The following is a 24,455-nucleotide window of genomic DNA, read 5'->3' on the forward strand; positions in this document are numbered from 1 at the left end:
CGCGGGGAAGCCGGTTCAGGCTCCCAGCTTCATCCCGGCGAGGAGCGTCTCGATCACCTGGGCCACGCCGTCGTCGTCGAAATGCGGCGCCTGGCGGCCGGCCGCGGTGATCGCTTCCGGATGGCCGCTGGCCATGGCGTAGCCGTGGCCGGCCCAGCGGAGCATCTCGATGTCGTTGGGCATGTCCCCGAACGCCACCACCTCCGACGCCGGGATGCCCAGCGAGGCGGCGTATTCGGCGAGGGTAACGGCCTTGTTCACCCCGGGCGCGGACATTTCCAGCAGCGCGGTGCGCGGCGCCGAGTGCGTGGTTTCCACCAGGTGCGCGACGACGGGCTGCACCTGCGCGAGGAACGCGTCCGGGGTGCCGGTGCGGGTCACCGCGAGGAACTTCACGACGGCGTCCTCCGCCGTGAGCGTCTCGTCCAGTGGTGCGGGGCTGAACTCGGCAAGCAGTTCGCTGGTGGGGTTCTCGACGAAGCCGGGTTCGAGGTGGAAGCCGGCGACGGTTTCGGCGGCGAACAGCGCGTCCGGGCACAGTTCCTTGATGAGGCGGCGGGCTTCGAGGACGGCGTCGAGCCCGATGGCGCGGGCGGACAGCAGTTTGTCTTCCTCGAGGTCCCACAGCACCGCGCCGTTGGAGCAGATGACGGTGCCGCTGTGGCCGAGCTGTTCGCGGAGCGGGTAGAGCCAGCGCGGCGGGCGGCCGGTCACGAAGACGATCTCGACGCCGGCCTCGGCGCAGGCGTGGAAGGCGCGGACGGTGCGGCTGCTGATCCGGCCGTCGTGGCCGAGGATGGTGCCGTCGATGTCACTTGCTACAAGCCGCATCCTGCCAGTCTACGGGGCCTGTTCCGGGGCTACTTCCCGGCGTTGAGGGCGTTCATCTCCGCGCGGGTGGGCGGATTGGCGCCGGCCCGGGACACCGTGATGGCGGCCGCGCTTGCCGCGTGGGCCAGCAGTTCGCGCAGCACCTCAGCGGGCATGGCGCGCAGGGCTTCCCGGTTCTGCGCGCCGTCCAGCCCGCGGTCCACCACGCCGGAGAGCAGGGCGGCCATGAAGGAATCGCCCGCGCCCACAGTGTCCGCGACCTTGACCTTGGGCGCGGGAACCTCGGCCTCACCCGCGGCGGTGACACCCCACGGACCGGCGGAACCGCGGGTGACCACCACCATGGCGGGGCCCTGACGGCCGGAGGCGCTGCCCAGGCTGAGCCAGCGGCGGGCGGACTCGCGCACGTCCACGCCGGGGTAGAGCCATTCGAGGTCCTCGTCCGAAGCCTTGACGATGTCCGCCAGCGCCACGAAGCGTTCGGTCTGGGCACGTGCGTACTCCAGGTCCGTGATGATGCTGGGCCGGCAGTTGGGATCGAAGCTGATGGTCGCGTTCGGGTGGGCGTGTTCGACGGCGGCGAGCACCTCGGCGGCGCCCGGTTCCAGCATGGTGGCAATGGAACCGGTGTGCAGCAGGGAGGCGCCCTGCAGCATGAACGGAAGACGCTCGGCCAGGCCGGGGAGCTCCCAGGCGAGGTCGAAGGTGTAGCTGGCGGCGCCGTCGTCGTCGATCACGGCGGTGGCCACGCTGCTGGGTTTGCCGTCCGGCGCGAACGGAACCATCACGGAGCTGGAGCGGAGATGGGCGGCGATGGCTTCACCGTAGGGGTCCTTGCCGAAACGCCCGATGAACTGCACGGCGTGGTCCAGCCGGGCCAGGCCCACGGCCACGTTCAGCGGGCTTCCACCCACGTGCGCTTCTTCGCCCGAGGAACGGCGGACCACGTCCACCAGGGCTTCTCCGATCACAGTCAGCATGGGGAACACTCTGCCAGAGCGGCCAAGCGGCGGGCCAGAGACGGCACTTCTGTTACTCCCGCCACAGGATCACCAGCGATTGTGCACGTTTTCCCATTTTCGGGGCGACGTTATTGCAGCAGAAGTTACCGACAAGTAACCTGCTGGGACTTGGGGGAATGTGATGTGCGCCACTGAGGCGCGGAACCTTCTCAATGATTGGAGTGCCCTATGACAGTGCACCGCCCTCAGACAACGCACAAACGATCCGTTACGGCAGCCCTGTCCGCCGCCGCCATCCTGGTGCTTTCCCTGTTCGCCGGACCCGCCGCGGCCTCGGCTGACACCCTGGACATCGACCCGCCCGGCGCCAACGACTGGGCCTGCAAGCCAACGGCGGAACATCCCTATCCCGTCGTCCTGGTCCCGGGAACCTTTGAAACGATGGCCAAGAACTGGAGCACCCTCTCCCCTGCGCTGAAATCGCAGGGATACTGCGTCTTCGCCCTCAACTACGGCGAAGCCAACGGAATTGCCGCCTCCGGTCCGGTGGCTGATTCGGCCCGGGAACTGGCGCCCTTCATCGACGCGGTCCTGGCCGCCACACAGGCACGCCAGGTGGACATCGTGGGCCACAGCCAGGGCGGCATGATGCCCCGCTACTACATGGGCTTCCTGAGCGGTGCGAAGAAAGTGCACCACCTCGTAGGCATTTCGCCCTCCAACCACGGCACCGAAGGACTGATTGTCCCGCCGCCGGACGGCACGCCATCGGAGATGCAGCTCTTCGGCCCGATCTGCCAGGCCTGCATTGACCAGGAAGCCGGCTCGGCGTTCATGACCGAGCTGAACTCGATCGGCGACACCGTGAAGGGCCCTGCCTACACCGTCATTTCCACGAGGTACGACGAAGTGGTGACGCCGTACCGCAGCCAGTTCCTGGCGGGCAGCCCGGAGCAGGTCACCAACATCACCCTCCAGGATGCCTGCCCGCTCGACGTGTTCGAGCACGACCAGACGCCCAACGATCCCGTGGTGCACCAGTGGGTGGCGAACGCGCTCGCCCAGGACGGCCCGGCGGACCCGGCGTTCCGGCCGCTGTGCCTGTAGTACCTGTAGTGCCTAGGCTCCGGTGAGCATCCGCTGCACCAGCTCGCGGCACTTCTTGTAGGCGGCGGCGCGGGGATCGATGAGGTCGTAGTGGGTTCCCGGGACCTTGAGGAGCTGGGCCGCGCCGCCCGCCGCAAGGGAAGCGTTGACGTAGGCCTCGGACAGGCTGGCCGGAACGTCCTCGTCATCCATGGCGTGCACGGCATATACGGGAATGCTCAGCGGCAGGCACTTCATGGGGTCGGCGTAAATATGCCGTTTGGGGTATCTGACGGAATCGCCGCCCATCAGGTTGTCCACCGCGCCGTTGCTCAGGTTGAGGCGCTCGGCCTCCGCGAGGTTCAGTACCCCTGACTGGCTGACGACGCCGCTGAGCTGCACCGCGGCGTCGTCGCCGTTGCGCACCAGCTGCCGGTCGGCGTCGGGCGTTCCGATCTTGTCCAGGCGGCGCCGGCCGGCGGCCCACACCGCGAGGTGGCCGCCGGCCGAGTGGCCCAGCGCCACCACCTTGCTGAGGTCCAGCCCGTGTTCCGGGGCTACTTCCTTGAGGTGGTCGATGCCGCTGAGGACGTCCTCGAAAGTGTGCGGCCAGCCGCCGCCGTTGCCGGCCCGGCGGTATTCGAGGTTCCATGCGGCGATGCCGTGCGCGGCGAGGTCGCGGGCGAGCGGCTCACCCAGTTCCGCACCGTACTGCGAGCGCCAATAACCGCCATGGATCACTACTGCGACGCCGGTGGTCACCGGCCGATGGCCGTTGGAGCCATGGGCGGGTTCCGGTAGGAAAAGCTCGGCCCACTGGCTGGGGTGCTCGCCGTAGTGGTACTTCTGCCGCTTCACTGCGTGCCTCCTTTGGGGTGCTGCAAGAGCCTCCCACGAGCCTACAACGCATTTCGCGGCCGGGTGCGGTGTCAGCCCCGCGCCGTAAGCTTGGGGGCATGGCAAGCAATTGGGAGAAGCTGGATCCCCGGCTGCGCGAATCGGTGCAGGCGAACGTCGAGATCTATGAGCGCGTGCGCCCGGCGCTGAAACTCGTCACCCGGGACGTGCTGCTCACGCTGCGCGACATGTTGAAGAACAGCGATTCCGTGCCGTTGTTCGTCACTGGCCGCACCAAGACCGTGGATTCCTTCCGTGAAAAGATCTCCCGCACGGATGAGCCCCTGGAGCCGGGCGGGCCGCGGCAACTGAAGTTCCCGGATCCCTTCCGCACCCTCAATGACATGGTGGGCATCCGCGTCATCACCAAGCTCCCGGCGGAGAACGCCGCCGTGGCCAACCTGATCAAGCGCCAGCGCCAGCTCTTCGACTGCCGCGGGGACCGGGAGAAGGACATCGGCTCCATCGAATCGGGCACCTACGGCTACTCCAGCCGGCACCTGATCCTGCGGACCATCCAGAACGAATCGGTCAAGGAATACCAGCAGATCTTCAACCCGGAGCTGCCGGCCAACGGCAGCTACTTCTTCGAGTGCCAGATCCGCACCGTGTTCGCGCACGCCTGGAGCGAGATCGAGCACGACATCCGCTTCAAGGCCGAAGACCCCCGGGCCTGGACCCCGCATTTCGACCGACAGTTCACCGCCACGGCCGCCATGCTGGAAACCGTGGAGAGTGCGTTCTCCGACCTCAACGAACGCTATGCCGAGGTGCGCGGCTACTGGGACCTGGAAGGTGAAGGCGCCAGCCCGCTCACGCCCAACCGCGTGCGGGACGTCTGGCGCACCCTGTTGCCGCACGTGGACCGGAAAGTGGACGACGACTGGGGCTGGGCCGCGGAACTCCTCGCCGCGCACGGTCTGAACAAGACCGTGGAGCTGGCCGGGCTGCTGAGCGCCGGCCGCATCACCGAGGTCCGGAAGGCCCTGGACCACCGCTACTCCCCCGGCCCGGACCGCCTGCTGGACGACCTCCTGCTGTGGGAGTACGGCCCCCGGCATATCGAACTCACCGCCGAAGGGCCCGACGTCGTTCCGCACCCGCGGCGTGACAGCCTCCAGCGGCGGCTGAAGCAAATCGAGCGCTACCGCCAGACTGCCCGCCCATGACGCCTGGACAAGAACTGACGCCTGGACAAGAACTGAAACCCGAACACGCCACTCCGGAACAGCTGCAGTCGCTGCGCTTCACTTTCCGCTCGCTGCGCCGCCTCAAGACCGAATCGTTGGCCGCCCTGGTGGTGGCGCTGGCCCTGATCCCGGAGGCCATCGCGTTCTCGGTGATCGCCGGCGTCGACCCGCGGGTGGGCCTGATCGCCTCCTTCACCATGGGCATCGTCACGGCGATCGTGGGCGGCCGCCCGGCCATGATCTCCGCGGCCACCGGTGCCGTGGCGCTGGTGATCGCGCCGGTCATGAGGGAGCACGGCCTCGATTACCTGATCGCCACGATCATCCTGGCCGGGGTCTTCCAGATCCTGCTGGCGGCGCTCGGCGTCACCCGGCTGATGCGGTTCATCCCGCGCTCGGTGATGATTGGCTTCGTCAACGCCCTGGCCGTCCTGGTCCTCATGGCGCAGCTCCCGGAGCTGGTGAACGTGCCGTGGATGGTCTATCCGATCGTGGCGGTGGGCCTGCTGATCGTCTTCGCCCTGCCCAAACTCACGACGGCGGTGCCCGCGCCTTTGGTGGCGATCGTGCTGCTGACGCTGGCCACCGTCCTGGCAGGCATCGATGTGCCGACGGTCAGCGACGAAGGCGAACTGCCGCGCAGCCTGCCTGGTTTCTTCTTCCCGCAGGTCCCGCTGAACTTGGACACCCTGCGGATCATCGCCCCGTACGCCTTGTCCATGGCCTTGGTGGGCCTGTTGGAATCCTTGCTGACGGCCAAGCTGGTGGACGACATCACGGATACCCGTTCGAACAAGACCCGGGTGTCCTGGGGCCAGGGCGCGGCGAACATCGTCACGGGTTTCCTGGGCGGCCTGGGCGGGTGCGCGGTGATCGGCCAGACCATGATCAACGTCAAAGGCTCGGGTGCCCGGAGCCGGCTCTCCACCTTCCTGGCCGGGGCGTTCCTCCTGCTCCTGGTGGTAGTACTGGGCGACGTGGTGGGCATGATCCCCATGGCCGCGCTGGTGGCCGTGATGATCTTCGTTTCGCTCATCACCTTCGACTGGCATTCAGTGCGACCCTCCACCCTGCGGCGGCTGCCGAAGTCGGAAACCGGCGTCATGCTGGTCACCGTCGCGGTGGTGGTCGCGACGCACAACCTGGCCATCGGCGTCGGGGCCGGCGTGCTCGCGGCGATGGTGCTGTTCGCACGGCGCGTGGCCCATTTCGCCACGGTGGAACGGACGGAACTGGAGCTCAACGGCGAAACCGTGGCTACGTACACAGTGGACGGCGAACTGTTCTTCGCCTCCTCCAACGATCTCTACACCCAGTTCGACTACGCGAAGGACGCCGAGGACCGGATTGCCCGCGTGGTGATCGACCTGCACGCCTCGCACGTCTGGGACGCCTCCACCGTGGCGGTGCTGGATTCGGTCACGGAGAAGTACCGGAACCACGGCCGCGAGGTGGAATTCATCGGCCTCAACACGGCCAGCGCCGCCATGCGCGAGCGGCTGGCGGGGAAGCTGGGATAGCTCCCCCGCCAGCCGGCGTCGGGCACACCTCGGCAGAGCCCTTAGGACGCCAGCCGCTCCCGGCGGACCGGCTTCCATCCCGGCCCAGGGACGGCGGCGCGCAGCGAGCGCGTGTAGGGATGCACGGGGTTGGCCAACAGCTCGGCAGTGTTGCCGGCGTCGACCACCCGCCCCTGCTCCATCACGATCATCCGCTCCGAGACCTGGTTGACCACCGCCAGATCGTGCGAGATGAACAGGTAGCTCACCTCGCGGCGGGCCCGGATGTCGCTGAGCAGGTTCAGGATCTGGGCCTGGATGGAGACGTCCAGCGCCGCCACGGCCTCATCGAGGACGATCACCGCCGGGTCCGCCGCGAGCGCCCGGGCGATGGCCACGCGCTGGCGCTGCCCGCCGGAGAGCTGGTGCGGGAACTTCCTGTGGAAGGCGGAGCCCAGGCCCACGCTGTCCAGGATTTCCCCGGCCTTCAGCTTCAGCTCCCGCTTCCCCGGATTGCCGGGCGCGTGCAGGGACAGGCTCGCCTGAATGATGTCGCCAATGCCCTGCCGCGGATTGAGCGAGGAGTAGGGATCCTGGAAGACGTACTGCACCTCGCGCGCCCAGCGACGCCGCCCGGCCAGGCCGCGCGCGCCCTTGTTCCGGTCTTCGCCGCGGACGCTGAGGCTGCCGCCGGTGACCGTTTCCAGGCCCACGAGCATCCGGGCCACCGTGGTCTTTCCGGAACCGGACTCCCCCACGATCGCCAGGCATTCGTTGGGGAACAGCTCAAAGGACACGTCATCGACGGCGACAATCGGCTCCGACTTCATCCCCTTCGGGGCGGGGAAGACTTTCCTCAGATTCTGCGCGACAACCAGCGCTTCGGTGCTCATGCTTCCGCCTTCAGTTGTTCGTGGATGTCCCGGTTGTACTGCAGCACCGGCAGGCGCTCGAGCCGCTGGTCGATGCTTGGCCGGGCGCCGAGCAGTTCGATCGTGTACGGGTGGCGTGGCGATTCATAGACGTGGGCGCCCTGCTCCACGATCTCCCCCGCGTACATCACTGCGAGCCGCTCGCAGCATGCCGCCGCCAGCTCCAGGTCATGGGTGATGAACAGCAGGGAGAGCCCGCGGGCGCGGCGCTGTTCGTCGAGGATTGCCATGACGTCGGACTGCGCCGTGACGTCCAGCGCGGTGGTGGGTTCGTCCGCCAGGATCAGCCGCGGCTCGGCCAGGAGCACACTGGCGATCATGACGCGCTGCAGCATGCCGCCGGAAAGTTCATGCGGATACTGCGTGAGGCGGCGTTCCGGGTACCGCACGCCCACCTCGTCCAGCAGGGTGATGGCCCGCTGCTCCACCTCCTCCCGGGCCAGGCCGCGGTTGCGCACCAGTTCTTCGGTGAGGAAATCGCCCACCGTGTGCACCGGGTTCACGTGCGCCCGCGGGTCCTGGAAGATCATGCCGATGTCCCGGGACCGGTAGTTGCGCAGCTCGGCCGGCCCCATGGACAGCACCTCGGCGCCATCGAAACTGATGGACCCGGACACCTCGAAGGCGGGGTCCAGCATCCGGGTGACGGCGCGGGTGGTGAGGGACTTGCCGGAGCCGGATTCGCCCACCAGGCCCAGGGCCTCGCCCTTGGCGATGCTGAAGCTGACGCCGTTGAGCAGGGACTGGGACTGGTGCCGGGAATGCAGGACTGCCCGGACGTCGGTCAAGGTCAGCAGGGCTTCGCTCATCGCATGCTCCTTGCAGTGCTGGTCAGGCGGTCACCGATGACGGTGACGCACCAGACGATCAGGATGATCAGGACGCCGGCGGAGATTGCCTCGCCGGGGTGGCCGCGCAGCACGGAATCAAAGCCGCTCTTGACCATCAGGCCGAGATCCGCGGTGGGCGGCTGCACACCAAGGCCCAGGAAGGACACGGAGGCGAGGTCGATCACGGCGAAGCCCAGTGAGGACACGGCCTGGGCGATCACGATCGGCTGCACGTTCGGCAGGATCTGCGTGAAGGTGATGCCCACGCCGGACTGGCCCTGCAACCAAGCCGCGGACACGTACGGCAGGTTCCGTTCCCGCAACGCCGCGCCGCGCACCACCCGGGCCACGTACGGAACGTACGCCACGGCCAGGCCGGCCACGACGGTCAGCAGGCTCGGCCCCCAGATGGCCACCGAAATCAGTGCGAAAACGATGCCCGGAACCGCGAAGAGGATGTCCAGCACCCAACTGATGACGGTGTCCACCCGGCCGCCGCACCATGCCGCGACGAGCGCCAGCGCGGTGCCCACGACCGTCGACAGCAGGATCACCAGCCCGGGGCCGGCAAGGGTGACCCGCGCACCCCACATGAGGCGGGAAAGGATGTCCCGCCCCAGGGCGTCGGTCCCCAAAGGGTGCTCCGCCGTCGGGCCGCCCAGGGCCGCCAACAGGTCCGGGAAGTCCGGATCGTACGGAGCCAGCACGGGTGCGGACACCGCGGCCAGCACGATGACCAACAGCACCGCCGCGGCGGCCGTTCCGACCAGGCCGAGCCGTTCGTAGCCCTTTTGCAGGACGCCGGGCTGCCGCAGTTCCACGGCCGCCCGCTTCACGGTTTTCACAGGTGGCTTGATGCTCAGTGTCATTGCCGGCTCCCCAGTGCGATGCGTGGATCGATGATGGTGTACAGGAAGTCGACGATCGCGTTCACCACCACGAACGCCACCACGAGCACCAGGATGACCGCCTGCACCACGGCGAAGTCCCGCTGCAGGATGGCCCGGACCAGCAGGGAACCCAGGCCGTCCAATGCGAAGACGTTCTCCACCACCACGGCCCCGGCAATCAGCGTGGCCACGGTCAGGCCCATCACCGTGGTGATCGGGATGAGCGCGTTGCGCAGCACGTGCCGGCGGACGATCACTCCGGCGGCGAGGCCCCGCACGGTGGCGGTCTGCACGTGCTCCCGGCCGCGTTCCTCGTTCACGGCGGCCTTGGTGATCCTGGCCAGGTAGGCCGCGCTGGCCACCGAGAGAGCGATGGCCGGCAGGATCAGGTGCACCAGGGTGTCGAAGCCGCCGGAGCCGACGCCGAAGGTGGGGAACCAGCCCAGCCCGACGCCGAACACACTGATGAGCGCGACGCCCACCACGAAGGACGGCGTGGACAGCCCGATCGCCGCGAGCGTGGACACCACCGTGTCCACCCAGCGGCTCTTGAGCGCGGCGAGCGTTCCGAAACCGACACCGGCGACGGCGATCAGCACCGCCGAGAGCGAGACAAGTGCCGCCGTGGTGCCGATGCGGCCGGACATGAGGGCGGAGACGTCCTGGCGGTAGACGATCGAATGGCCAAGGTCGCCCTGGACAATATCGCCCAGCCAGCGGAAGTACCGCACGAAGAAGGGATCGTCGAAGTGGTACTGCGCGGTCACGGCCGCCACCTGTTCAGGCGTGCCGCCCCGGGGGCCGAGTACGAAGGCCAGCGGGCTGCCCGGTGCCAGGTACATCAGTCCGAAGACGATGAACGAGGTCACCAGGAGCACCAGCAGCAGGCCTCCCAGCCTCCGGAGGAGGTAGGAACCCATGGACACCGGCTATTTCACCCCGCCGATGGTCGCGGCCCACGGGTAGTAGAGGTACGCGAAGGACGCCGTGGCGCCGGAAATGCGCTTGCTCTGCACCAGGGTGTTCGGCTCGTAGGCCAGCGGGATGCGCGGGTTGCCTTCGGTGATGAGCTTCTGCGCTTCGATGGTCAGCTTGGCGCGTTCGGCCTTGTCCGTGGTTCCGACGGCCTTGTTCAGCTGGGCGTCGGCGTCGTTCCAGCCGATGTAGTCGCCATGGGCGCCGGTGCGGAAGATCTGGTAGACGTCCAGGGGGTCGGCGAAGTTGCCGTAGTAGGTGGTGAAGAAGCCGTCGATTCCCTTGCGGGCGGCGGGATCGAAGTACAGGTTGCCGAACTGCTCCACCGGGATCACCTTGGTTTCGACCTTCAGGCCGATCGCGGTTCCGGCGGCCTGGAAGACGTTGGCGGTCTGTTCGTGCACGGCGGAGCTGCCCTGGACGCCCAGCACGATCTTGCCGTCCTGCGGGCCGGCCTCGGCCAGGATCTTCTTGGCCTTCTCGAAGTCCGGCGCTGCGGAGAATCCGGCGTGGGCCTTGGCGAAGGCGTCCTTTTCATAGCCCCAGTAGTCCGGGCCCACCAGGGTGGGTGCGGGGATGGCGGCATCCTGGAAGACCACCTTGGCCAGGGCGTTGCGGTCGATGGCCAAGGACAGGGCTTCGCGCACCTTGGGGTTGGCAAACGGGCCGCTCTTGCTGGTGGCGGCAAGGGTCCAGAACACCAGGGACTTGCCGTGGGTCAGGGTGACCTTGTCGCTCTGCTGCAGCTGGGAGAGGCCGGCCGGCGGCAGGTAGAAGTACTGGCCGTCGATGTCGCCGCTGCGCAGGGCGTTGACTGCGGTGGATTCGTCGGCAATGAAGCTGAAGCTGAGCTTCTTCACGAGCGGTGCCAGCTTGCTGTCCCAATAGGCAGGGTTCTTGCTCAGCTCGATGCTCTTGCCCGGGGTCCACTTGTCCAAGGCGAAGGGGCCCGTGCACTGCAGCTTGCCCTGCGGCGTGCCGAATGCCTTGCCACCGGCCTCGGCCGCCTTCTTCTGGACGATCGCGCCCGCTGCGCTGGCCATTGCCTGCTCAAAGAGGACGTCGGGCTTGCTGAGCTTGACCGTCACTTCGCGGTCGCCGGTGACCTTAACGGAGGCGACATTCAGGAAGTAGTCGGCAAAGTAGGAGCCGCCGTTGCCGGTCTGCCGGCTCAGGGAGTATGCGACGTCCTCGGCCGTGAGCGGGCTGCCGTCCCAGAACGTCACGCCGGCGCGGATCTTGTAGACGCGGGTGGTGTCATCCGGAGCGGAGACGCTTTCGGCGAGGCCGGGTTCGGTGCCGAGCTCCGGCGTCATGCGCATGAGGCTTTCGCACAGGTTCGCCGTCACGGTGTTTTCGGCGTAGTTGAAGCCGAGCATCGGGTCCAGGGACAGCGGCTCATATGGCAGGTTCCAGGCCACTTTGTCCACGGCTTCGGTGCCGCGCGGGGTGGTGGTGGCGAGATTGGCCAGGTCCACGGAAACCTTGCTGGCTTCAGGCTTGCTGTTCGATCCGCCGCAGGCGCTGAGTGCCAGGGCTGTTGCCGCGAGGACCGCGGCGCTGCTGAGGATTTTTCGGGGGAAAACGCTTCTGGACAAGACGAGAACTCCTTTGTTGACGTGTTGTTGGGGGAAGGGCTTGTGGGGGAAGTCTGGGGTGCTACGCCGGAGGGGCCGACGCCGGCACGGGCTTGGTGCCGAGCAGCCGGCCTGAGCGGAACACGCGCTGCGGCGCGGGCCGGTCCGTAACCAGCTGGGCCAGCGATTCGGCGTGGAACTCCAGCCGGGTGGGGGCATCCGGGCCCGGCCAGGAGGCGAGGTCGTCGATGCCGAGCATGCGGCCGCCTTCGGTGGAGGCCAGGGCGTAGCAGCGCTCCAGCTCGGCGTCCGTCACGGCGCCCGTGCGGTAGGCGAGCAGATGGGCCCGGTCCACCATGCTGCCGGTGCCGAACGGCGTCCAGGCGTCCCGGACGCCGTCGGACCCCAGAGCGAGCTGCACCCCGTGGGAGGCAAGCAGCCCCAGGTCCGGAACCGGTTCGGAGCCGAGGGCGCAAGTGGTGATCCAGAGGCCGGCGTCGGCCACCAGGTCCAGCGTCTTGCGCAGGGTAGGGTCCGAGTCTTCGGAGAGGGCGAAGGCGTGGCTGACGGTGACCTTGCCGCGCATGCCGGTGGCGATGGTGCGGGCGGCGATCTCACGGATCTGGGCCAGCCCCGCGGCGCCGCGGTCATGCAGGTGGATGTCGAGGTCCCGGCCGCTGCGCTCAGCCAGGCCGAAGACGGCGTCGAGGTGGCCGTCCAGGTCGCCCTCCAGGCTCAGCGGGTCGATGCCGCCCACCAGATCCGCGCCGGAGTCCAGGGCCGCGGCCATGACCTCCAGGGTGCCGGGATTGCTGAGCAGGCCGAACTGCGGAAACGCCACGATCTGCAGCGTGAGGCCGGGGATGCGTTCGGCGGCAGCGCGGACGCCTTCGACATTGGCCGTGCCGAGTTCGCTGGACACGTCCACCTGCGCCCGCATGGCGAGGGTGCCGTTGGCGACCGCCGTGCTCAGCAGCCCGTAGGCGCGCTCCTCGACGCTGCGCGTGTAGGCCCGCTGGGTGGCGAGGTCATTGGCGATGAAATCGCGCAGTTCCACCGCTTCCTTGCGGGACAGCCAGCGGCCGCCCCAGCTTGTTTTGTCCGGGTGGATGTGGGCATCGACCAAGGCCGGTGCCGCGAAATTCGAAGCGTGCGCTTCGGGAAGACCGCTCAAATCGTGAACTCCTTTGTCCATCGAAAGCCTTGCTGCAGGCCTGTTCAGGGCCTGCAGTTCAAAACAGCCAGGGCCCGCATCTTGCGCCGGAGCGCCCGCCGCGGGAACATGGGTCAGATGGTATGACGTCTGATCGTAAGAGGTCAATGGTTATGGAAATATTGGAATCGTGAAGCCAATCCAGCGAATGTCACTCGTCGACACGATCGTCGACCGGCTGCAAACCGAGATCAGCTCCGGAAACTGGCCCGTGGGCAAGCGGATCCCGGCGGAGAGCGAGCTGACCAAGGTGCTCGGCGTCAGCCGCCCCTCGCTGCGCGAAGCCGTGCGCTCGATCGTCCAGCTCGGCCTGCTCGAAATCCGCCAGGGCGACGGCACCTACGTGGTGGCCAGCGACCCCAGCGAGGTGGCGCTGCGACGCATGCTCAACGAGGCAGACACCCGCGAGGTGCTCAGCGTGCGGCGCGCCCTGGACGGCCTGGCCGCACGCGACGCCGCCCTGAACCGGACCGACGCCGAGGTGGCGGAGTTGGAGGCCCATTTCGCGAAGCGCCGGGAGGCGATCGCAAGGGATGACCATGACGCTTTCGTGGACCACGATGTCGCCTTCCACGTCGGCATCGCCGTGGCGTCCCACAACCGCCTGCTTGCCGCCATCTACGCCAGCTTCGACACCTCGCTGCGCTTCGCCGTCGGGCCCAACAACTGCATGTCGGACAACACGGACGCCATCCTGGACGAGCTGCACTCAAAGCTTCTGCTCGCCATCAAGGAACGTGATCCGGACGCCGCGGCCGCCGCGGCCCTCGGCCTGCTGGACCACAGCGAAGCCATGCCGGATGAGCGGCGGGACGGGGACACCTGAGGCTTAAGCGAAGGAGGGCCGGCACCGCATGATGCGGTGCCGGCCCTCCTGCCATTGCCCCCGGACAGTTAGCCTTCGCGGCGTCCGTCCACCAGGCGCGGGACGCCCAGCGGGTTGTCCTCGCGCACGGCCTCGGGCAGCAGGTGCTGCGGGAAGCCCTGGTACGCCACCGGGCGCAGGAAGCGTTCGATAGCGGCGGTGCCCACGGAGGTGCTGCCGGCCGCGGTCGTGGCGGGGTACGGTCCGCCGTGCTGCTGCGCGTAGGTGACCGAGACGCCGGTGGGCCACTGGTTCCACAGGACGCGGCCGGCCTTGCGCGCCAGCACCTCCACCAGCTTGGCCACTTCGCAGGAGTCGGTGCCGTGGATCGTCGCGGTCAGCTGCCCCTCGAAGGTCTCGGCGATCTCCGGAAGCCGGGACTCGTCGTCGTACTCCACCACCACGGCGGTGGGGCCGAAGCATTCGGCCTGCAGCGCGTGCGGCTCGGCAAGCATGTCCGCGGCGGTGGTGAGCAGGAGCGTGGGCGCGGGCGGATCGGCCAGCGGTTCCTCGCCCTGCGCGAGCACGGACAGCCGCGGGTTGGCCTGCAGTTCGCCGAGGACTTCCGTGTAGCCGGACTGGATACGGTCATTCAGCAGCGGTGCCGCGGCGGGCAGGGCGGCCTGGCGCAAGGCCTCGACCATGCCGGAGGATGCGGGCACGAACAGCGTCCCGGGCTTGGTGCAGAACTGGCCGGCGCCCATCGTGAAGGAGCCGATGAACGCTTCGGCGATCTCCGCACCGCGCTCGGCGGCCGCGGCCTCCGTGACGAAGACGGGGTTGTTGCTGCCCAGTTCGCCGAAGAACGGGATGGGCTCGGGCCGCGAGCTGGCGATGTCGAACAGCGCGCGGCCGCCCGGAATCGACCCGGTGAAGGCGCCGGCCTTGACGCGTGGATCCTTGAGCGCGGCGGATCCAGCGGCGGTTCCGGTGATGAGCGCGAAGGTCCCTTCCGGCGCGCCGGCGGCGGCCAGGGCGGAGACCACGACGGCGGCCGTCGCCCTGGACAGCTCCGGGTGCCCGGAGTGCGCCTTGAGGATCACGGGGTTGCCCGCCGCGAGCGCCGAGGCGGTGTCGCCGCCGGCCACGGAGAAGGCGAAGGGGAAGTTGCTCGCCGCGAAGACCACCACCGGGCCCACGGGGACCAGCAGGCGGCGGAGTTCGGGGCGGGGTGCGCCCATGGGCCAGTCGGGGTCGGCGTGGTCGATCCGGGCATCCAGGTAGCCGCCGTCGCGCAGCACTTCGCCGAAGATCCGCAACTGGAAGGTGGTGCGCTTGAGTTCGCCGCGCAGCCGGGCCTCGGCGAGGCGGGTTTCCTGCTGCGCGATCGGCACCAGTTCTTCGACGGCGGCGTCGAGGGCGTCCGCGACGGCGTCCAGCAGCGCTGCACGGTCTGCCGGGCGGAGTGCGGCGAGGGGTGCGGCCGCGGCGTGGGCGGCGGCGAGGTGCAGTTCGAGTTCGGCGTCAGTGGTCGCGGCAACGGTGCCGGCGTTGTGGGTGATCGCGGTCATCGCGGTCTCCTTCCGTTGAGGTCTTGGTCTGGTTGTCGAGCGCACTAGTTGTCGAGCGCGGCCAGTTCGCCGATGCCCACGGGCGCGGCGAGAGGCCGCTTCGCGCTGGAGGCGAGGGATCCGGCGTCGGGCATTTCCCCCGGACCGGCGCCCAGGCAGCCGGCCGCGAAACCGCAGACCCGGCCCTGGCACCAGCCCATGCCGGCGCGGGTGAAGGACTTGAGGCTGCGGATGTCGCGGGCGCCCAGGCTGTCCCGGGCCTCCGTGATTTCCCCGGCGGTGACTTCCTCGCAGCGGCACACGGTGGTGTCCGGGGTGAGCCAGTCCTGCCAGGCGGCAGGGACCGGATGGGCGTGGTGCATGGCCCGGGCGAAGCGGCGGTGCCGGGCGATCGCGGCGGGCTGCTTGACCGGAACGTGCGAGTCCGGGCGGGCGGCCGCGGCTCCCGCGGCGAGGCCTTCCAACACAGCGAGGGTCGCTCCCCCGACGCCGGTCACCTCGCCCGCGAGGTAGAGCCCGGGAACGCTGGACTGCTGGCGTTCGTCCACGACGCCCACCAGGGAGCCGTCGGCGTCCAGCCGGGTTTCGACGCCGAGCGCAACGGGCAATTCCATCTGCGGGGTGAAGCCCCAGCCGAAACCCACCACGTCCACGTCCGCGTACTCCCGTTCCGTTCCGGGGCGGACCCGGCCGTCGGCGTCAACCTTCGCGGTGCGCACTCCCTCCGCCTTATCCGGGCCCAGCACCTCGGTGACGATGCTGCGAGTTCGGTACGGAATGCGGTGCTTGGCGAAAACCGCCGCGTATTCGGCGCCTTCGAGGGCCTTTTCCGGCACGCCCGTGGCCGCACCGAGGTGCGGCAGCCACGCCGACGGCGAGGAGGACTCGAGCACGGCCAGCACCTTTCCGCCGGCCTCGGCGATGCCCGCCGCGACGGGCAGCAGAAACGGACCGGTGCCCGCAATCACGAATCGCTTGCCGGGCAGCACGCCGTTGGCCTTGATGAACGCCTGGATGCCGCCCGCCGCCATCACGCCGGGCAGCTCCCAGCCGGGAACGGGCAGCTGGCGGTCGTAGCCACCCGGGCACAGGACCAGGCGGTCCGCGGCGACGGTGGCCGGCGCGGCCCCGGACGAGGCGACGGCCGCCGTCGTCCGCAAAACAAATTCGGCGGAGCCGGGAAGGCCAGTGCGCTCAGCCATCCACACCTGCAATCCCGGCAGGTACGTGATCCGCCCGGCGCCGCGCGCGGCGTCGAAACGCGCGCGCAGGTCCAGGTAGGTGCTCCAGCCGTGGTGGCCGTGGCCGTCCGCTTCCCGGACCGACTCCGGCGCGTGCCGCCAGAACTGGCCGCCCGGCTGGTTTCCGGCGTCGACGACGGCGACCCTCGCCCCCGCTTCGGCGGCCGCCACCGCGGCGGCGAGCCCGGCCGGACCGACACCGACGACGGCGACGTCTGCAGTGACGCTCATGAGCCTTCCACCTCCATGCCCTCGCAGGCTTCCACGAGGCAGGCGCGCTGGTTCGGCTCGCCGTCGACCGTCACGAGGCAGTCGAAGCAGACGCCGATGCCGCAAAACAGGCCGCGCGGCTTGCCGCCCTTGCGGGTGCTGCGCCAGGCGGTGATGCCCTGGGATGCCAGGGCCGCGCCGACGCTTTGGCCGGCGGCCGCGGTGAGCGGGCGGCCGTCGAAGCTGATGGTGACCGGCTGGGTGGTCATGCCGTGGCCTCCTCTCGGTGTTCGGAGTTTCGGTGGTGCCGTACAGAGCCAAACTCGCCAAAGCGGGCCGGCGCGAACGGTGAAAGGTCCATGTCCGGGGTGAGCCCGGCGAGCGCCTGGGCCAGGAGCTTCCCCGTACCGGCGGACAGCCCGATTCCGGCGCCTTCGTGGCCGGCGGCGTGCCAGAGCCCGGGGGCACGGTCGTCGTGGCCGATCACGGGCAGGTGGTCCGGGCAATACGGCCGGAAGCCGTGGTAGTGCCGGATGGCTTTGACGTCCTTGAGGAACGGGAAGAGGGAGGTGGCGTTGCGGGCCAGCAGGCCAAGCGCGGCGGTGCTGACTTTACGGTCGAAGCCGACGCGTTCGCGGGTGGAGCCGATGAGGATGCTGCCGGCGGGCGTGCCTTCCACCACGGGCGAGGCCTGGAGTCCGGCGTCCGAGCTGCCCACGTTGTCGATGTATTCGGCGGCGTAGACCTTGTGGTGCACCATGGGCGGCAGCGGCTCGGTGACCATCACGAAGCCGCGCCGCGGCAGCACGGGGACCTCGACGCCGGCCATCGCCGCGAGCTCGCCGGCCCAGGTTCCGGTGCAGTTCACCACGGCTCCGGCGGGGAAATCGCCGCGCGGGGTGCGGACGCCGGTGACCCGGCCGCCGTCGCGCGCTGAACGCAGGAAGCCCGTCACGGGAGTATCGGCGATGAAGCGGGCACCGGCTTCGGTGGCGAGCCGGACCAGGTGGGCCGCCACCAGCATGGGCTGCACCTGGCAGTCTTCGCGGTAGCTGGCGCCGCCCAGGGCTTCAGGGGAAATGTGGGGTTCGGCTTCGCGGAGGGCGGCCTGGTCCAGTTCCTCGACGTCCACGCCGTAGCTGTTCTGGACGGCCATCACCCGGTTGAGGGAGGCCAGGCTGCTTTCGCGGGAGGCCACGATGATGCCGCCCTTGGATTCAAACTCCCAGAGTTTCTTGTGCTCTTCGAGGTCGTTGTGCCAGACGCCCAGGGAGTAGCGGGTCAGTTCGAGTTCGGGGCCGAGTTCCTTGTCCGAGACGAGGATGTTGCCTTCGCAGGCGGAGGAGGTGCCGCTGGCGGGGAGGCCCTTGTCCAGCACGGTCACGCTCTGGCCCTGCTGTGCGGCGAAGTACGCGGTGGCGGCTCCGATGACTCCGGCGCCGATCACCAGCACATCGCTGGATTGGCTCATGTCTGTTGCTCCTGTGGGGTTTCGTCATCGCCGGTGGCCCAGAGCCCGCGGGCGTGGCCGATGTGGCGGCGCATCAGTTCGCGGGCGGCGGGGCCGTCTCCGGCGGCGATCAGCTCCAGCAGTTCGTGGTGTTCCTGCGCGGAATCGGCCAGGCGGTTGCTCTCGCTGAGGGTCTTCAGGCCGTACATGCGGGTGCGGGTGCGCAGGCTGGTGGCCAGTTCCACGAGCTGTTTGTTGCCCGAGTATTCGAGCAGTTCGGCGTGGAAGTCGCGGTCCGCGGCCAGGTAGGCGGCCAGGTCGCCTTCGCGGGCGGCGTCCACGATGTCCTCGGCGAGCTTGTGCAGGCGTTCCATGTCGGACTCCGGGACGGTTCCGGCGACGTCGGCCATCACCGGCGGTTCCAGGAGGAGGCGGATCTCGGTGATCTCGTCCAGTTCGCGGTCGCTCATGCTGGTGACGCGGAAGCCCTTGTTCTTGACCGTCTCCACCAGGCCTTCCCGGGCCAGGTCCATCATGGCCTCGCGCACCGGCGTGGCCGAGACGCCGAACGCCGCGCCGAGGGCCGGCGCCGAATACAGGGTGCCCTCCTCCAGGGTGCCGGCGATGATCGCGGCACGCAGCGACTCGGTGACCGATTCGCGCAGGCTGCGCTGGCGGCCGAGCGGGGCGATGGGGAGGTTGTTGGCTGGCACGGTGAGCACTCCTTGGGCGGGCGTCATTCTCTGGTGCCTCCTTCATACACCACGGCCGCCGTCACGAGGTCCTCCCAGGCCATGCCCACTCCCGCGTACAGGCAAGGCTTCCCGGGCGTGCGTTCCAGCTTGCCGGCCACGAGTTCCTGCAGGTTCAGCGGGTGGATGGCCTCCCATTCCTCCACGCTGCGCGCGGGAATGAGGTCGCCCGCCTCGCGCATGGCCGAGGCCCGGCCTTCCACCACGACGTCGGAGCGCAGTACCAGCGCGGCATCCACTTCGCGGGCGTCCAGTCCGTGCTGCCCGACGGCGGCCACCACCGCGCCGTCCGCCACCAGCCCGCCGTCGAACAGCGGAGTGCGGGAGGAGGTGGTGCAGAGGATGACGTCCGCCTCCGGGACGTCGGCAACGCTGCCGGCCCGGACCTCGATGCCCTCCGCAGCGAGCGTTCCGATCAGCGCCTGTACCCTTTCCGGACGCTGGCCGACGACGGCGAAGCGCGCCCCGGGCAGCACGGCGTGCGCCGCGCGGAGGTGGTTGAGTGCCTGGATGCCGGCGCCGAAGACGAGGATCTGGAGGTGCTCCGTGGTTTCGGGGCCCGCGGCGAGGATGTGCTTGACCGCCATGAGCGTGGTGGCCGGGGTGCGGATGGCCGTGAGCTCCGTGCCGTCCATGGTGGCCAGCGGTGCCAGGGTGTCCGAATCGATCAGCAGGTAGATGCCCTGGATCTTCTCCAGCCCGCGGGCCGGATTGCCCGGGGCCACGGTGAGGGCCTTGACGCCTGAATAAGCCTGCCCTGCCTTGGTGAAACCCTGTGCCGGCATGATGAGGAACTCCCCGCCCGGCGCCGGGCTGAACAGCCTGGGGCTGTCGGACTCCGGGTCCACCCCGTCTGCGAGCGCGCGCTCCAAGGCCGCGACCGCCGTCGGCCACGGAGCAGCGGCACGCACGGCGGCGGCGTCGAAATAGGGAAGGCTCACAGCAGGAAGCCTTCCGGGAAGGGATCCGTGGGATCCAGGAAGTACTGCGCGGTGCCGGTCAGCCAGGCGCGTCCCGTCACGGTAGGCACGACGGCGGGGCGGCCGGCCACTTCGGTCTCCTCCACCAGGCGGCCGATGAAGCGGGATCCGATGTAGGACTCGTTGATGAAATCCGTGTTCAGGGCCAGCTCGCCGCGGGCGTGCAGCTGGGCCATGCGGGCGCTGGTGCCGGTGCCGCAGGGCGAGCGGTCGAACCAGCCCGGGTGGATGGCCATCGCGTGCCGGGAATGCTCGGCCGTGGAGCCGGGCGCCTTCAGGTACACGTGGTGGCAGCCGCGGATGTCGTCCCGTTCCGGGTGCACCGGCTCGTCCTTGGCGTTGATGGCGTCCATGATGGCCAGGCCGGCCTTGAGCAGGTCATCCTTGCGCTCCCGCTCGAACGGCAGGCCCAGGCTCTCCAGGTCCACCACGGCGTAGAAGTTGCCGCCGAACGCGAGGTCGTAGTTCACCAGGCCGTAGCCGGGCACCTCCACCTCCGCGTCCAGGCGGTCCACGAAGGAGGGCACATTGCGGATGGTCACGGACTCGGCATGGCCGTCCTTCACCGCGACCTCCGCGATCACCAGGCCGGCCGGGGTGTCCAGGCGCACCGTGGTGACAGGCTCCACGACCTCCACCATGCCGGTCTCCACCAGCACCGTGGCCACACCGATGGTGCCGTGCCCGCACATCGGCAGCAGGCCCGACACCTCGATGTACAGCACCCCGTAATCCGCATCCGGCCGGGTAGGCGGCTGCAGGATCGCCCCGCTCATGGAGGCGTGGCCGCGCGGCTCGGTCATCAGGAGGGTGCGGATCCAGTCGCTGTGCTCCATGAACCACAGCCGGCGCTCAGCCATCGTCGCGCCGGGGATGGTCCCGATGCCGCCCGTGATCACGCGCGTGGGCATGCCCTCGGTGTGGGAGTCCACGGCATGGAAGATGCGGCTGGTTCTCATGTGCTCTCTCCTTGTTGTTTCTGCCGGCTTTCGCCGGTTGCCCGTCCGCTTCCGCTTCGGTGTTCGTCGCGGCTGGGTTCGCCGGATTCCGGCCCTCCGGCGTCGCTTAGACACGAACGATATGCAGTGCTTCGGTCGCTGGGCGACCTCCGCGCTGCGATCGCTCGCGATGCGCTCCTTTCCGGAGGACCGAAATCCGTCGTGTGCTTATCTCACCGTTTCCGGAGGACCGCCGGCCCGGCTTGTGGGTTGGTCACCAATCGCGTCAGGCACCGTGGCAACCAGCCCTTTTGTTTTTGTTTATTTGTAGCCCTTGGCGAGGGCTGCTTCTGTGTCCCTTACTACTGCTGCGTGGGCTTCGGGGGTCATCGGGCCGCGCGGGGGGCGGCAGGCTCCGCCACGGAGGCCCACGATGTCCATTGACAGCTTGATCGACTGGACGAACTCGGTCTTGCTGTCCCAGCGGAGCAGGGAGTGCAGATCCGTGTAGATCTCGCGGGCACGGGCCAGGTCGGCGACGTCGCCGGAAGTGGAGAGGCGGTACAGCTCCAGTGTGGACTCCGGGATGGCGTTCGGGTAGCCGGCCACCCAGCCCACGGCACCTGCCAGGCCCATCTCGACGACGGTGTCGTCCGTGCCGATGATCAGGTCCACCTCCGGGGCGAGCTCCTTGATCTCGTAGGCGCGGCGGACGTCGCCGGTGAATTCCTTGACGCCGACAATCAGGCCCTCGCCGTGCAGGCGGGCGATCAACTGCGGGGTCAGGTCTACCTTGGTGTCGATCGGGTTGTTGTAGGCCACGATGGGCAGGCCGACGGCGGCAACACGGCGGTAGTGGTCAACCACTTCGTCGTCGTTGGCGCGGTAGGCGTTCGGCGGGAGCAGCATGAGCGAGGAAGCGCCGGCCTCGGCTGCCTGCTCGGCCCACTTCACGGACTGCAGGGCGCTGTACGCACCGACGCCGGCCATTACGGTGAAGCCTTCCGGAGCGGCCTCGACCGCCGTCGAGATCACGCGGCCGCGTTCCTCTTCGCTGAGGGTCTGGTACTCGCCCAGGGAGCCGTTGGGGGCAACGCCGTCGCAGCCTGCGTTGGCCAGGAAGCGGACATGCTCGGCGTAGGCGTCGAAATCCACGCTGAAGTCGTCATTGAACGGCAGCGCGGTGGCGACGTGTACGCCGTGCCAGGGCTTGCGGGTTTCAGTCATGATCAGGTCCTTTCGGTCTGGCACACTCGGCGCCGTTTATCTTTGCTGCCGTGAGGTGCCTCACAGCCCAGCTTACCATGTGACATTGCACAGGTGGATTAAGGGGATGCCGGGCAGGCGCCCGGCATCCGGGGCCCGCCGCGGAGCGCGGCGGGCCGGGACGTCAGCTCGCGGGAACCACGTACTGCTTTTCGGCGACCTTTCCGAGGCCTTCGGAAAGGCCGGCGTCGGTGAGCAGCTTGGTGATGGTTCCGTCTTCGCGCTGGGCCTTGATGCCGGCGTCGAGCGCTTCCTTCAGGCTGGTGTTGCCCTTGGTGATCGGGAAGGCAGCCTCAGGCGCCTGGGTGATCGCCCCGACGCGGGCATCCGGCTTCTCGTTCGCCAAGGCGACCTTCACTCCGGAGGCGTCCTTGAACTGCAGGACCTGCACGCCGTAAGCGTCGACGTCGGCGTCCAGGCGTCCGGCGTCGAAGTCCGCCTTCAGCTCAACGCTGGACGGGTAGGTGACCAGTTTGTCGCCGAGGATCTTGCGGAGATCCTCCACCCAGAGGTAGCCGTCAATGGTGCCCACCTTATTCATCTTTTCAAGGTCGGCAACGGTAGTCGCGCCGCTCTTGGACGCGATGCCCATGCCGTCCAGGTACAGGGAGGCGGAGAAGTCCACGGCCTTCAGGCGCTTCTCGGTGGCATCGATGGTGCCGAGCGCGAGGTCGATATTGCCGCCGGAGATGGACTGCACGGCGTCGGCGTAGGTGGCCTGCTGGTAGACGGGCTCGAGGCATTCGTCCTTGGCGACCTTCTCCACAATGGAGATGTCGATGCCGGTGGGCTTGCCGCTGTTGTAGCTGCTGAACGGCGGGATGTCGATGACGCCGACGGTCAGCTTGCCCTGCGCCACGGTCTGGACGCCCTGGTGCTTGGGCGTGCAGTTCGAGTTGCTTGCGGTCGAGGAGCCGCCGCAGGCGGTCAGGCCCAGGCCGGCGGCGAGGACGACGGCGGCCAGCGCACCGGTGGTCTTGAGCTTGCGGATGTTCATACTTTCCTCCTGAGGTGGTGGGGAATGCTTGGGAGTTCTGGGTAAGGGATCAGGCGTGGCGGGTGTTTCAGGCGTGGCGGGCCATGCGTTTTTCGAAGTACACGGTGATCCACGTGGCCGGCATGGAGATGGCGGCGTAGCAAATGCCCGCCAGGGTGAAGATCTGCAGGTAGTTGAAGTCCTGCGAGCCGATGTTGTACGCGGACTTCATCAGCTCCGGCACGGCGATGGCGTAGGCCAGCGAGGTGCCCTGGAACATCTGGATGGCCACACCCATCAGGCCCGGGATCGCCGAGCGCATGCCCTGCGGCATGATCACCCGGAAGAAGGTGTGGCTCCAGGACAGGCCCAGCGCGGCGGACGCTTCGTGCTGGCCCCGGGCCACGGACTGCAGCCCGGCGCGCATGATCTCCGAGGAGTAGGCCGCGGCGTTCCAGCTCAGCGCCAGGCAGGCCGCGGTGATGCTTTCGAAGGCGATGCCGAACTTCGGCAGCCCGTAATAGAAGAGGTACAGGATCACCAGGGCCGGGGCGCCGCGGCCGATTTCGACGACGGCCAGGCCCAGGGTGCGCACGGCCAGGTTCTTCGCTCCGACCATCACGCTGAGCACCAGTCCCAGCGGATAGCCGGCCAGGATGGAGACGCCGGCGATCATGAGGCTTACGCCGAGGCCGGACATCAGCTGCGGCAGGTAGGCCGCCCATTCGATCAGCCAGTTCATGCGTAGACCGCCTTCCTCATGCGGGCATCAAGGCTGCGGGACAGGTACGCCACCGGCAGGCTGAGCACGATGTACAGGATGCCGACCAGCACGTACGGCAGGATGCCTTCCACGGTGGGGTGCTGGCGGGCGAAGGACTGGGACTGGAACACCATCTCGGCCACGATGATCGTGGACGCGATCGAGGAGTCCTTCAGCAGGCCGGTCAGGTAGGTGGCGATGGACGGGGACACGATCCGGAAGGCCTGCGGCACCAGCACCCGGTAGAAGGTGGTGGAACGGGCCAGGCCCAGGGCGTCCGCGGCCTCGTTCTGGCCGCGCGGCACGGATTCGAGGCCGCCGCGGTAGATCTCGGCCAGGTACGCGATGGACACCACGCCCAGGCCCACGATCGCCGCACCCACAGGGTTGAACTTGAAGGTGCCGATCTGGATGCCGAACTTCAGCAGGAACAGCCACACGATGATCGGGACGCCGCGGACCAGGTCCACGAAGAGCCGGCACACCAGGCGGAGCACCGCGTTCGGCGAAGACAGTCCCACCGCCAGCGGCACGGCGCCGACGATGCCGATCACGAATGCGGACACCGTCAGCAGCAGGGTCATGGGCAGTCCTTGGAGGACCGCGGAGAATGCGTCCATC

General features: G+C 68.5%; 24 protein-coding genes. 4 read left to right on the forward strand and 20 right to left on the reverse strand.

Annotated elements, in window-relative coordinates; genetic code table 11:
* Positions 1–15: 15 nt before the first annotated feature.
* Both BIU82_RS05270 and BIU82_RS05275 read right to left on the reverse strand, forming a co-directional pair.
* Complete coding sequence (locus tag BIU82_RS05270) at positions 16–831, reverse strand: Cof-type HAD-IIB family hydrolase (protein ID WP_070348421.1); 816 nt, start codon at positions 829–831, stop codon at positions 16–18.
* Between the two features lie 29 nt (positions 832–860).
* Positions 861–1,811: a carbohydrate kinase gene (locus BIU82_RS05275; protein ID WP_070348422.1), complete on the reverse strand. Its 951-nt coding sequence runs from the start codon at positions 1,809–1,811 to the stop codon at positions 861–863.
* A gap of 210 nt (positions 1,812–2,021) precedes the next feature.
* On the opposite strand from BIU82_RS05275, the gene BIU82_RS05280 reads away from it, so the two are divergent.
* Positions 2,022–2,900, forward strand: coding sequence for an alpha/beta fold hydrolase (locus tag BIU82_RS05280; RefSeq protein WP_070348423.1), 879 nt, complete (start codon positions 2,022–2,024; stop codon positions 2,898–2,900).
* A gap of 12 nt (positions 2,901–2,912) precedes the next feature.
* Here BIU82_RS05280 and BIU82_RS05285 read toward each other — a convergent pair whose 3' ends face one another.
* Entirely contained in the window at positions 2,913–3,737 is an 825-nt protein-coding gene (locus BIU82_RS05285) for an alpha/beta hydrolase (protein WP_070348424.1), read from the reverse strand.
* Between the two features lie 98 nt (positions 3,738–3,835).
* On the opposite strand from BIU82_RS05285, the gene BIU82_RS05290 reads away from it, so the two are divergent.
* Both BIU82_RS05290 and BIU82_RS05295 read left to right on the forward strand, forming a co-directional pair.
* Positions 3,836–4,945 (forward strand): RelA/SpoT domain-containing protein, encoded by a 1,110-nt coding sequence (locus BIU82_RS05290; protein ID WP_070348425.1) that lies wholly within the window; start codon positions 3,836–3,838, stop codon positions 4,943–4,945.
* Entirely contained in the window at positions 4,942–6,486 is a 1,545-nt protein-coding gene (locus tag BIU82_RS05295; RefSeq protein ID WP_070348426.1) for a SulP family inorganic anion transporter, read from the forward strand. The genes BIU82_RS05290 and BIU82_RS05295 overlap by 4 nt, the downstream gene beginning before the upstream one ends.
* Positions 6,487–6,527: 41 nt before the next feature.
* Here the strand turns inward: BIU82_RS05295 and BIU82_RS05300 are convergent, their stop codons facing one another.
* The 6 genes from BIU82_RS05300 to BIU82_RS05325 form a co-directional block, all read right to left on the reverse strand.
* Positions 6,528–7,358, reverse strand: a complete 831-nt coding sequence (locus BIU82_RS05300; protein ID WP_083292206.1) for an ATP-binding cassette domain-containing protein — start codon at positions 7,356–7,358, stop codon at positions 6,528–6,530.
* Positions 7,355–8,206, reverse strand: coding sequence for an ABC transporter ATP-binding protein (locus BIU82_RS05305; RefSeq protein WP_083292207.1), 852 nt, complete (start codon positions 8,204–8,206; stop codon positions 7,355–7,357). Before BIU82_RS05305 ends, BIU82_RS05300 begins: the two co-directional genes overlap by 4 nt.
* Positions 8,203–9,096, reverse strand: coding sequence for an ABC transporter permease (locus BIU82_RS05310; RefSeq protein WP_083292208.1), 894 nt, complete (start codon positions 9,094–9,096; stop codon positions 8,203–8,205). The genes BIU82_RS05305 and BIU82_RS05310 overlap by 4 nt, the downstream gene beginning before the upstream one ends.
* Positions 9,093–10,037, reverse strand: a complete 945-nt coding sequence (locus tag BIU82_RS05315; RefSeq protein ID WP_070348427.1) for an ABC transporter permease — start codon at positions 10,035–10,037, stop codon at positions 9,093–9,095. Before BIU82_RS05315 ends, BIU82_RS05310 begins: the two co-directional genes overlap by 4 nt.
* A 9-nt stretch (positions 10,038–10,046) precedes the next feature.
* Positions 10,047–11,690 carry an ABC transporter substrate-binding protein gene (locus BIU82_RS05320; RefSeq protein ID WP_070348428.1) on the reverse strand — a complete coding sequence of 548 codons (1,644 nt, stop codon included), beginning with the start codon at positions 11,688–11,690 and terminating at the stop codon, positions 10,047–10,049.
* A 61-nt stretch (positions 11,691–11,751) separates the two neighbouring features.
* The gene (locus BIU82_RS05325) at positions 11,752–12,843 is read right to left on the reverse strand and encodes an amidohydrolase family protein (protein ID WP_070348429.1); all 1,092 of its coding nucleotides are present in this window, start codon (positions 12,841–12,843) and stop codon (positions 11,752–11,754) included.
* 187 nt (positions 12,844–13,030) lie between these two features.
* Here BIU82_RS05325 and BIU82_RS05330 point away from each other — a divergent pair, with 187 nt between their 5' ends.
* Positions 13,031–13,708, forward strand: a complete 678-nt coding sequence (locus tag BIU82_RS05330; protein ID WP_216098995.1) for a FadR/GntR family transcriptional regulator — start codon at positions 13,031–13,033, stop codon at positions 13,706–13,708.
* Between the two features lie 68 nt (positions 13,709–13,776).
* Here BIU82_RS05330 and BIU82_RS05335 read toward each other — a convergent pair whose 3' ends face one another.
* The 11 genes from BIU82_RS05335 to BIU82_RS05385 all read right to left on the reverse strand — a co-directional run bounded on the left by BIU82_RS05335 (position 13,777) and on the right by BIU82_RS05385 (position 24,454).
* Positions 13,777–15,258: an aldehyde dehydrogenase family protein gene (locus tag BIU82_RS05335; RefSeq protein ID WP_070348431.1), complete on the reverse strand. Its 1,482-nt coding sequence runs from the start codon at positions 15,256–15,258 to the stop codon at positions 13,777–13,779.
* Between the two features lie 44 nt (positions 15,259–15,302).
* Positions 15,303–16,730 carry an NAD(P)/FAD-dependent oxidoreductase gene (locus tag BIU82_RS05340; protein ID WP_070348432.1) on the reverse strand — a complete coding sequence of 476 codons (1,428 nt, stop codon included), beginning with the start codon at positions 16,728–16,730 and terminating at the stop codon, positions 15,303–15,305.
* Positions 16,727–16,978 (reverse strand): (2Fe-2S)-binding protein, encoded by a 252-nt coding sequence (locus tag BIU82_RS05345; RefSeq protein ID WP_171906502.1) that lies wholly within the window; start codon positions 16,976–16,978, stop codon positions 16,727–16,729. Before BIU82_RS05345 ends, BIU82_RS05340 begins: the two co-directional genes overlap by 4 nt.
* Positions 16,975–18,180: an FAD-dependent oxidoreductase gene (locus tag BIU82_RS05350; RefSeq protein WP_070348433.1), complete on the reverse strand. Its 1,206-nt coding sequence runs from the start codon at positions 18,178–18,180 to the stop codon at positions 16,975–16,977. Before BIU82_RS05350 ends, BIU82_RS05345 begins: the two co-directional genes overlap by 4 nt.
* Positions 18,177–18,872 carry a GntR family transcriptional regulator gene (locus BIU82_RS05355; protein WP_253182694.1) on the reverse strand — a complete coding sequence of 232 codons (696 nt, stop codon included), beginning with the start codon at positions 18,870–18,872 and terminating at the stop codon, positions 18,177–18,179. Before BIU82_RS05355 ends, BIU82_RS05350 begins: the two co-directional genes overlap by 4 nt.
* 23 nt (positions 18,873–18,895) lie before the next feature.
* Positions 18,896–19,852: an ornithine cyclodeaminase family protein gene (locus BIU82_RS05360; RefSeq protein ID WP_070348435.1), complete on the reverse strand. Its 957-nt coding sequence runs from the start codon at positions 19,850–19,852 to the stop codon at positions 18,896–18,898.
* Positions 19,849–20,850 carry a proline racemase family protein gene (locus BIU82_RS05365; protein ID WP_070348436.1) on the reverse strand — a complete coding sequence of 334 codons (1,002 nt, stop codon included), beginning with the start codon at positions 20,848–20,850 and terminating at the stop codon, positions 19,849–19,851. The genes BIU82_RS05360 and BIU82_RS05365 overlap by 4 nt, the downstream gene beginning before the upstream one ends.
* A 300-nt stretch (positions 20,851–21,150) precedes the next feature.
* Positions 21,151–22,056 (reverse strand): dihydrodipicolinate synthase family protein, encoded by a 906-nt coding sequence (locus tag BIU82_RS05370; protein WP_070348437.1) that lies wholly within the window; start codon positions 22,054–22,056, stop codon positions 21,151–21,153.
* 163 nt (positions 22,057–22,219) lie between these two features.
* Positions 22,220–23,092 (reverse strand): ABC transporter substrate-binding protein, encoded by an 873-nt coding sequence (locus BIU82_RS05375; RefSeq protein WP_070348438.1) that lies wholly within the window; start codon positions 23,090–23,092, stop codon positions 22,220–22,222.
* 67 nt (positions 23,093–23,159) lie between these two features.
* Entirely contained in the window at positions 23,160–23,813 is a 654-nt protein-coding gene (locus BIU82_RS05380; protein ID WP_070348439.1) for an amino acid ABC transporter permease, read from the reverse strand.
* The gene (locus tag BIU82_RS05385; protein WP_070348440.1) at positions 23,810–24,454 is read right to left on the reverse strand and encodes an amino acid ABC transporter permease; all 645 of its coding nucleotides are present in this window, start codon (positions 24,452–24,454) and stop codon (positions 23,810–23,812) included. Before BIU82_RS05385 ends, BIU82_RS05380 begins: the two co-directional genes overlap by 4 nt.
* Between the last annotated feature and the right edge of the window lies 1 nt (position 24,455).

This window comes from Arthrobacter sp. SW1 (assembly GCF_001766675.1).
Taxonomy (GTDB): Bacteria; Actinomycetota; Actinomycetes; order Actinomycetales; family Micrococcaceae; genus Arthrobacter.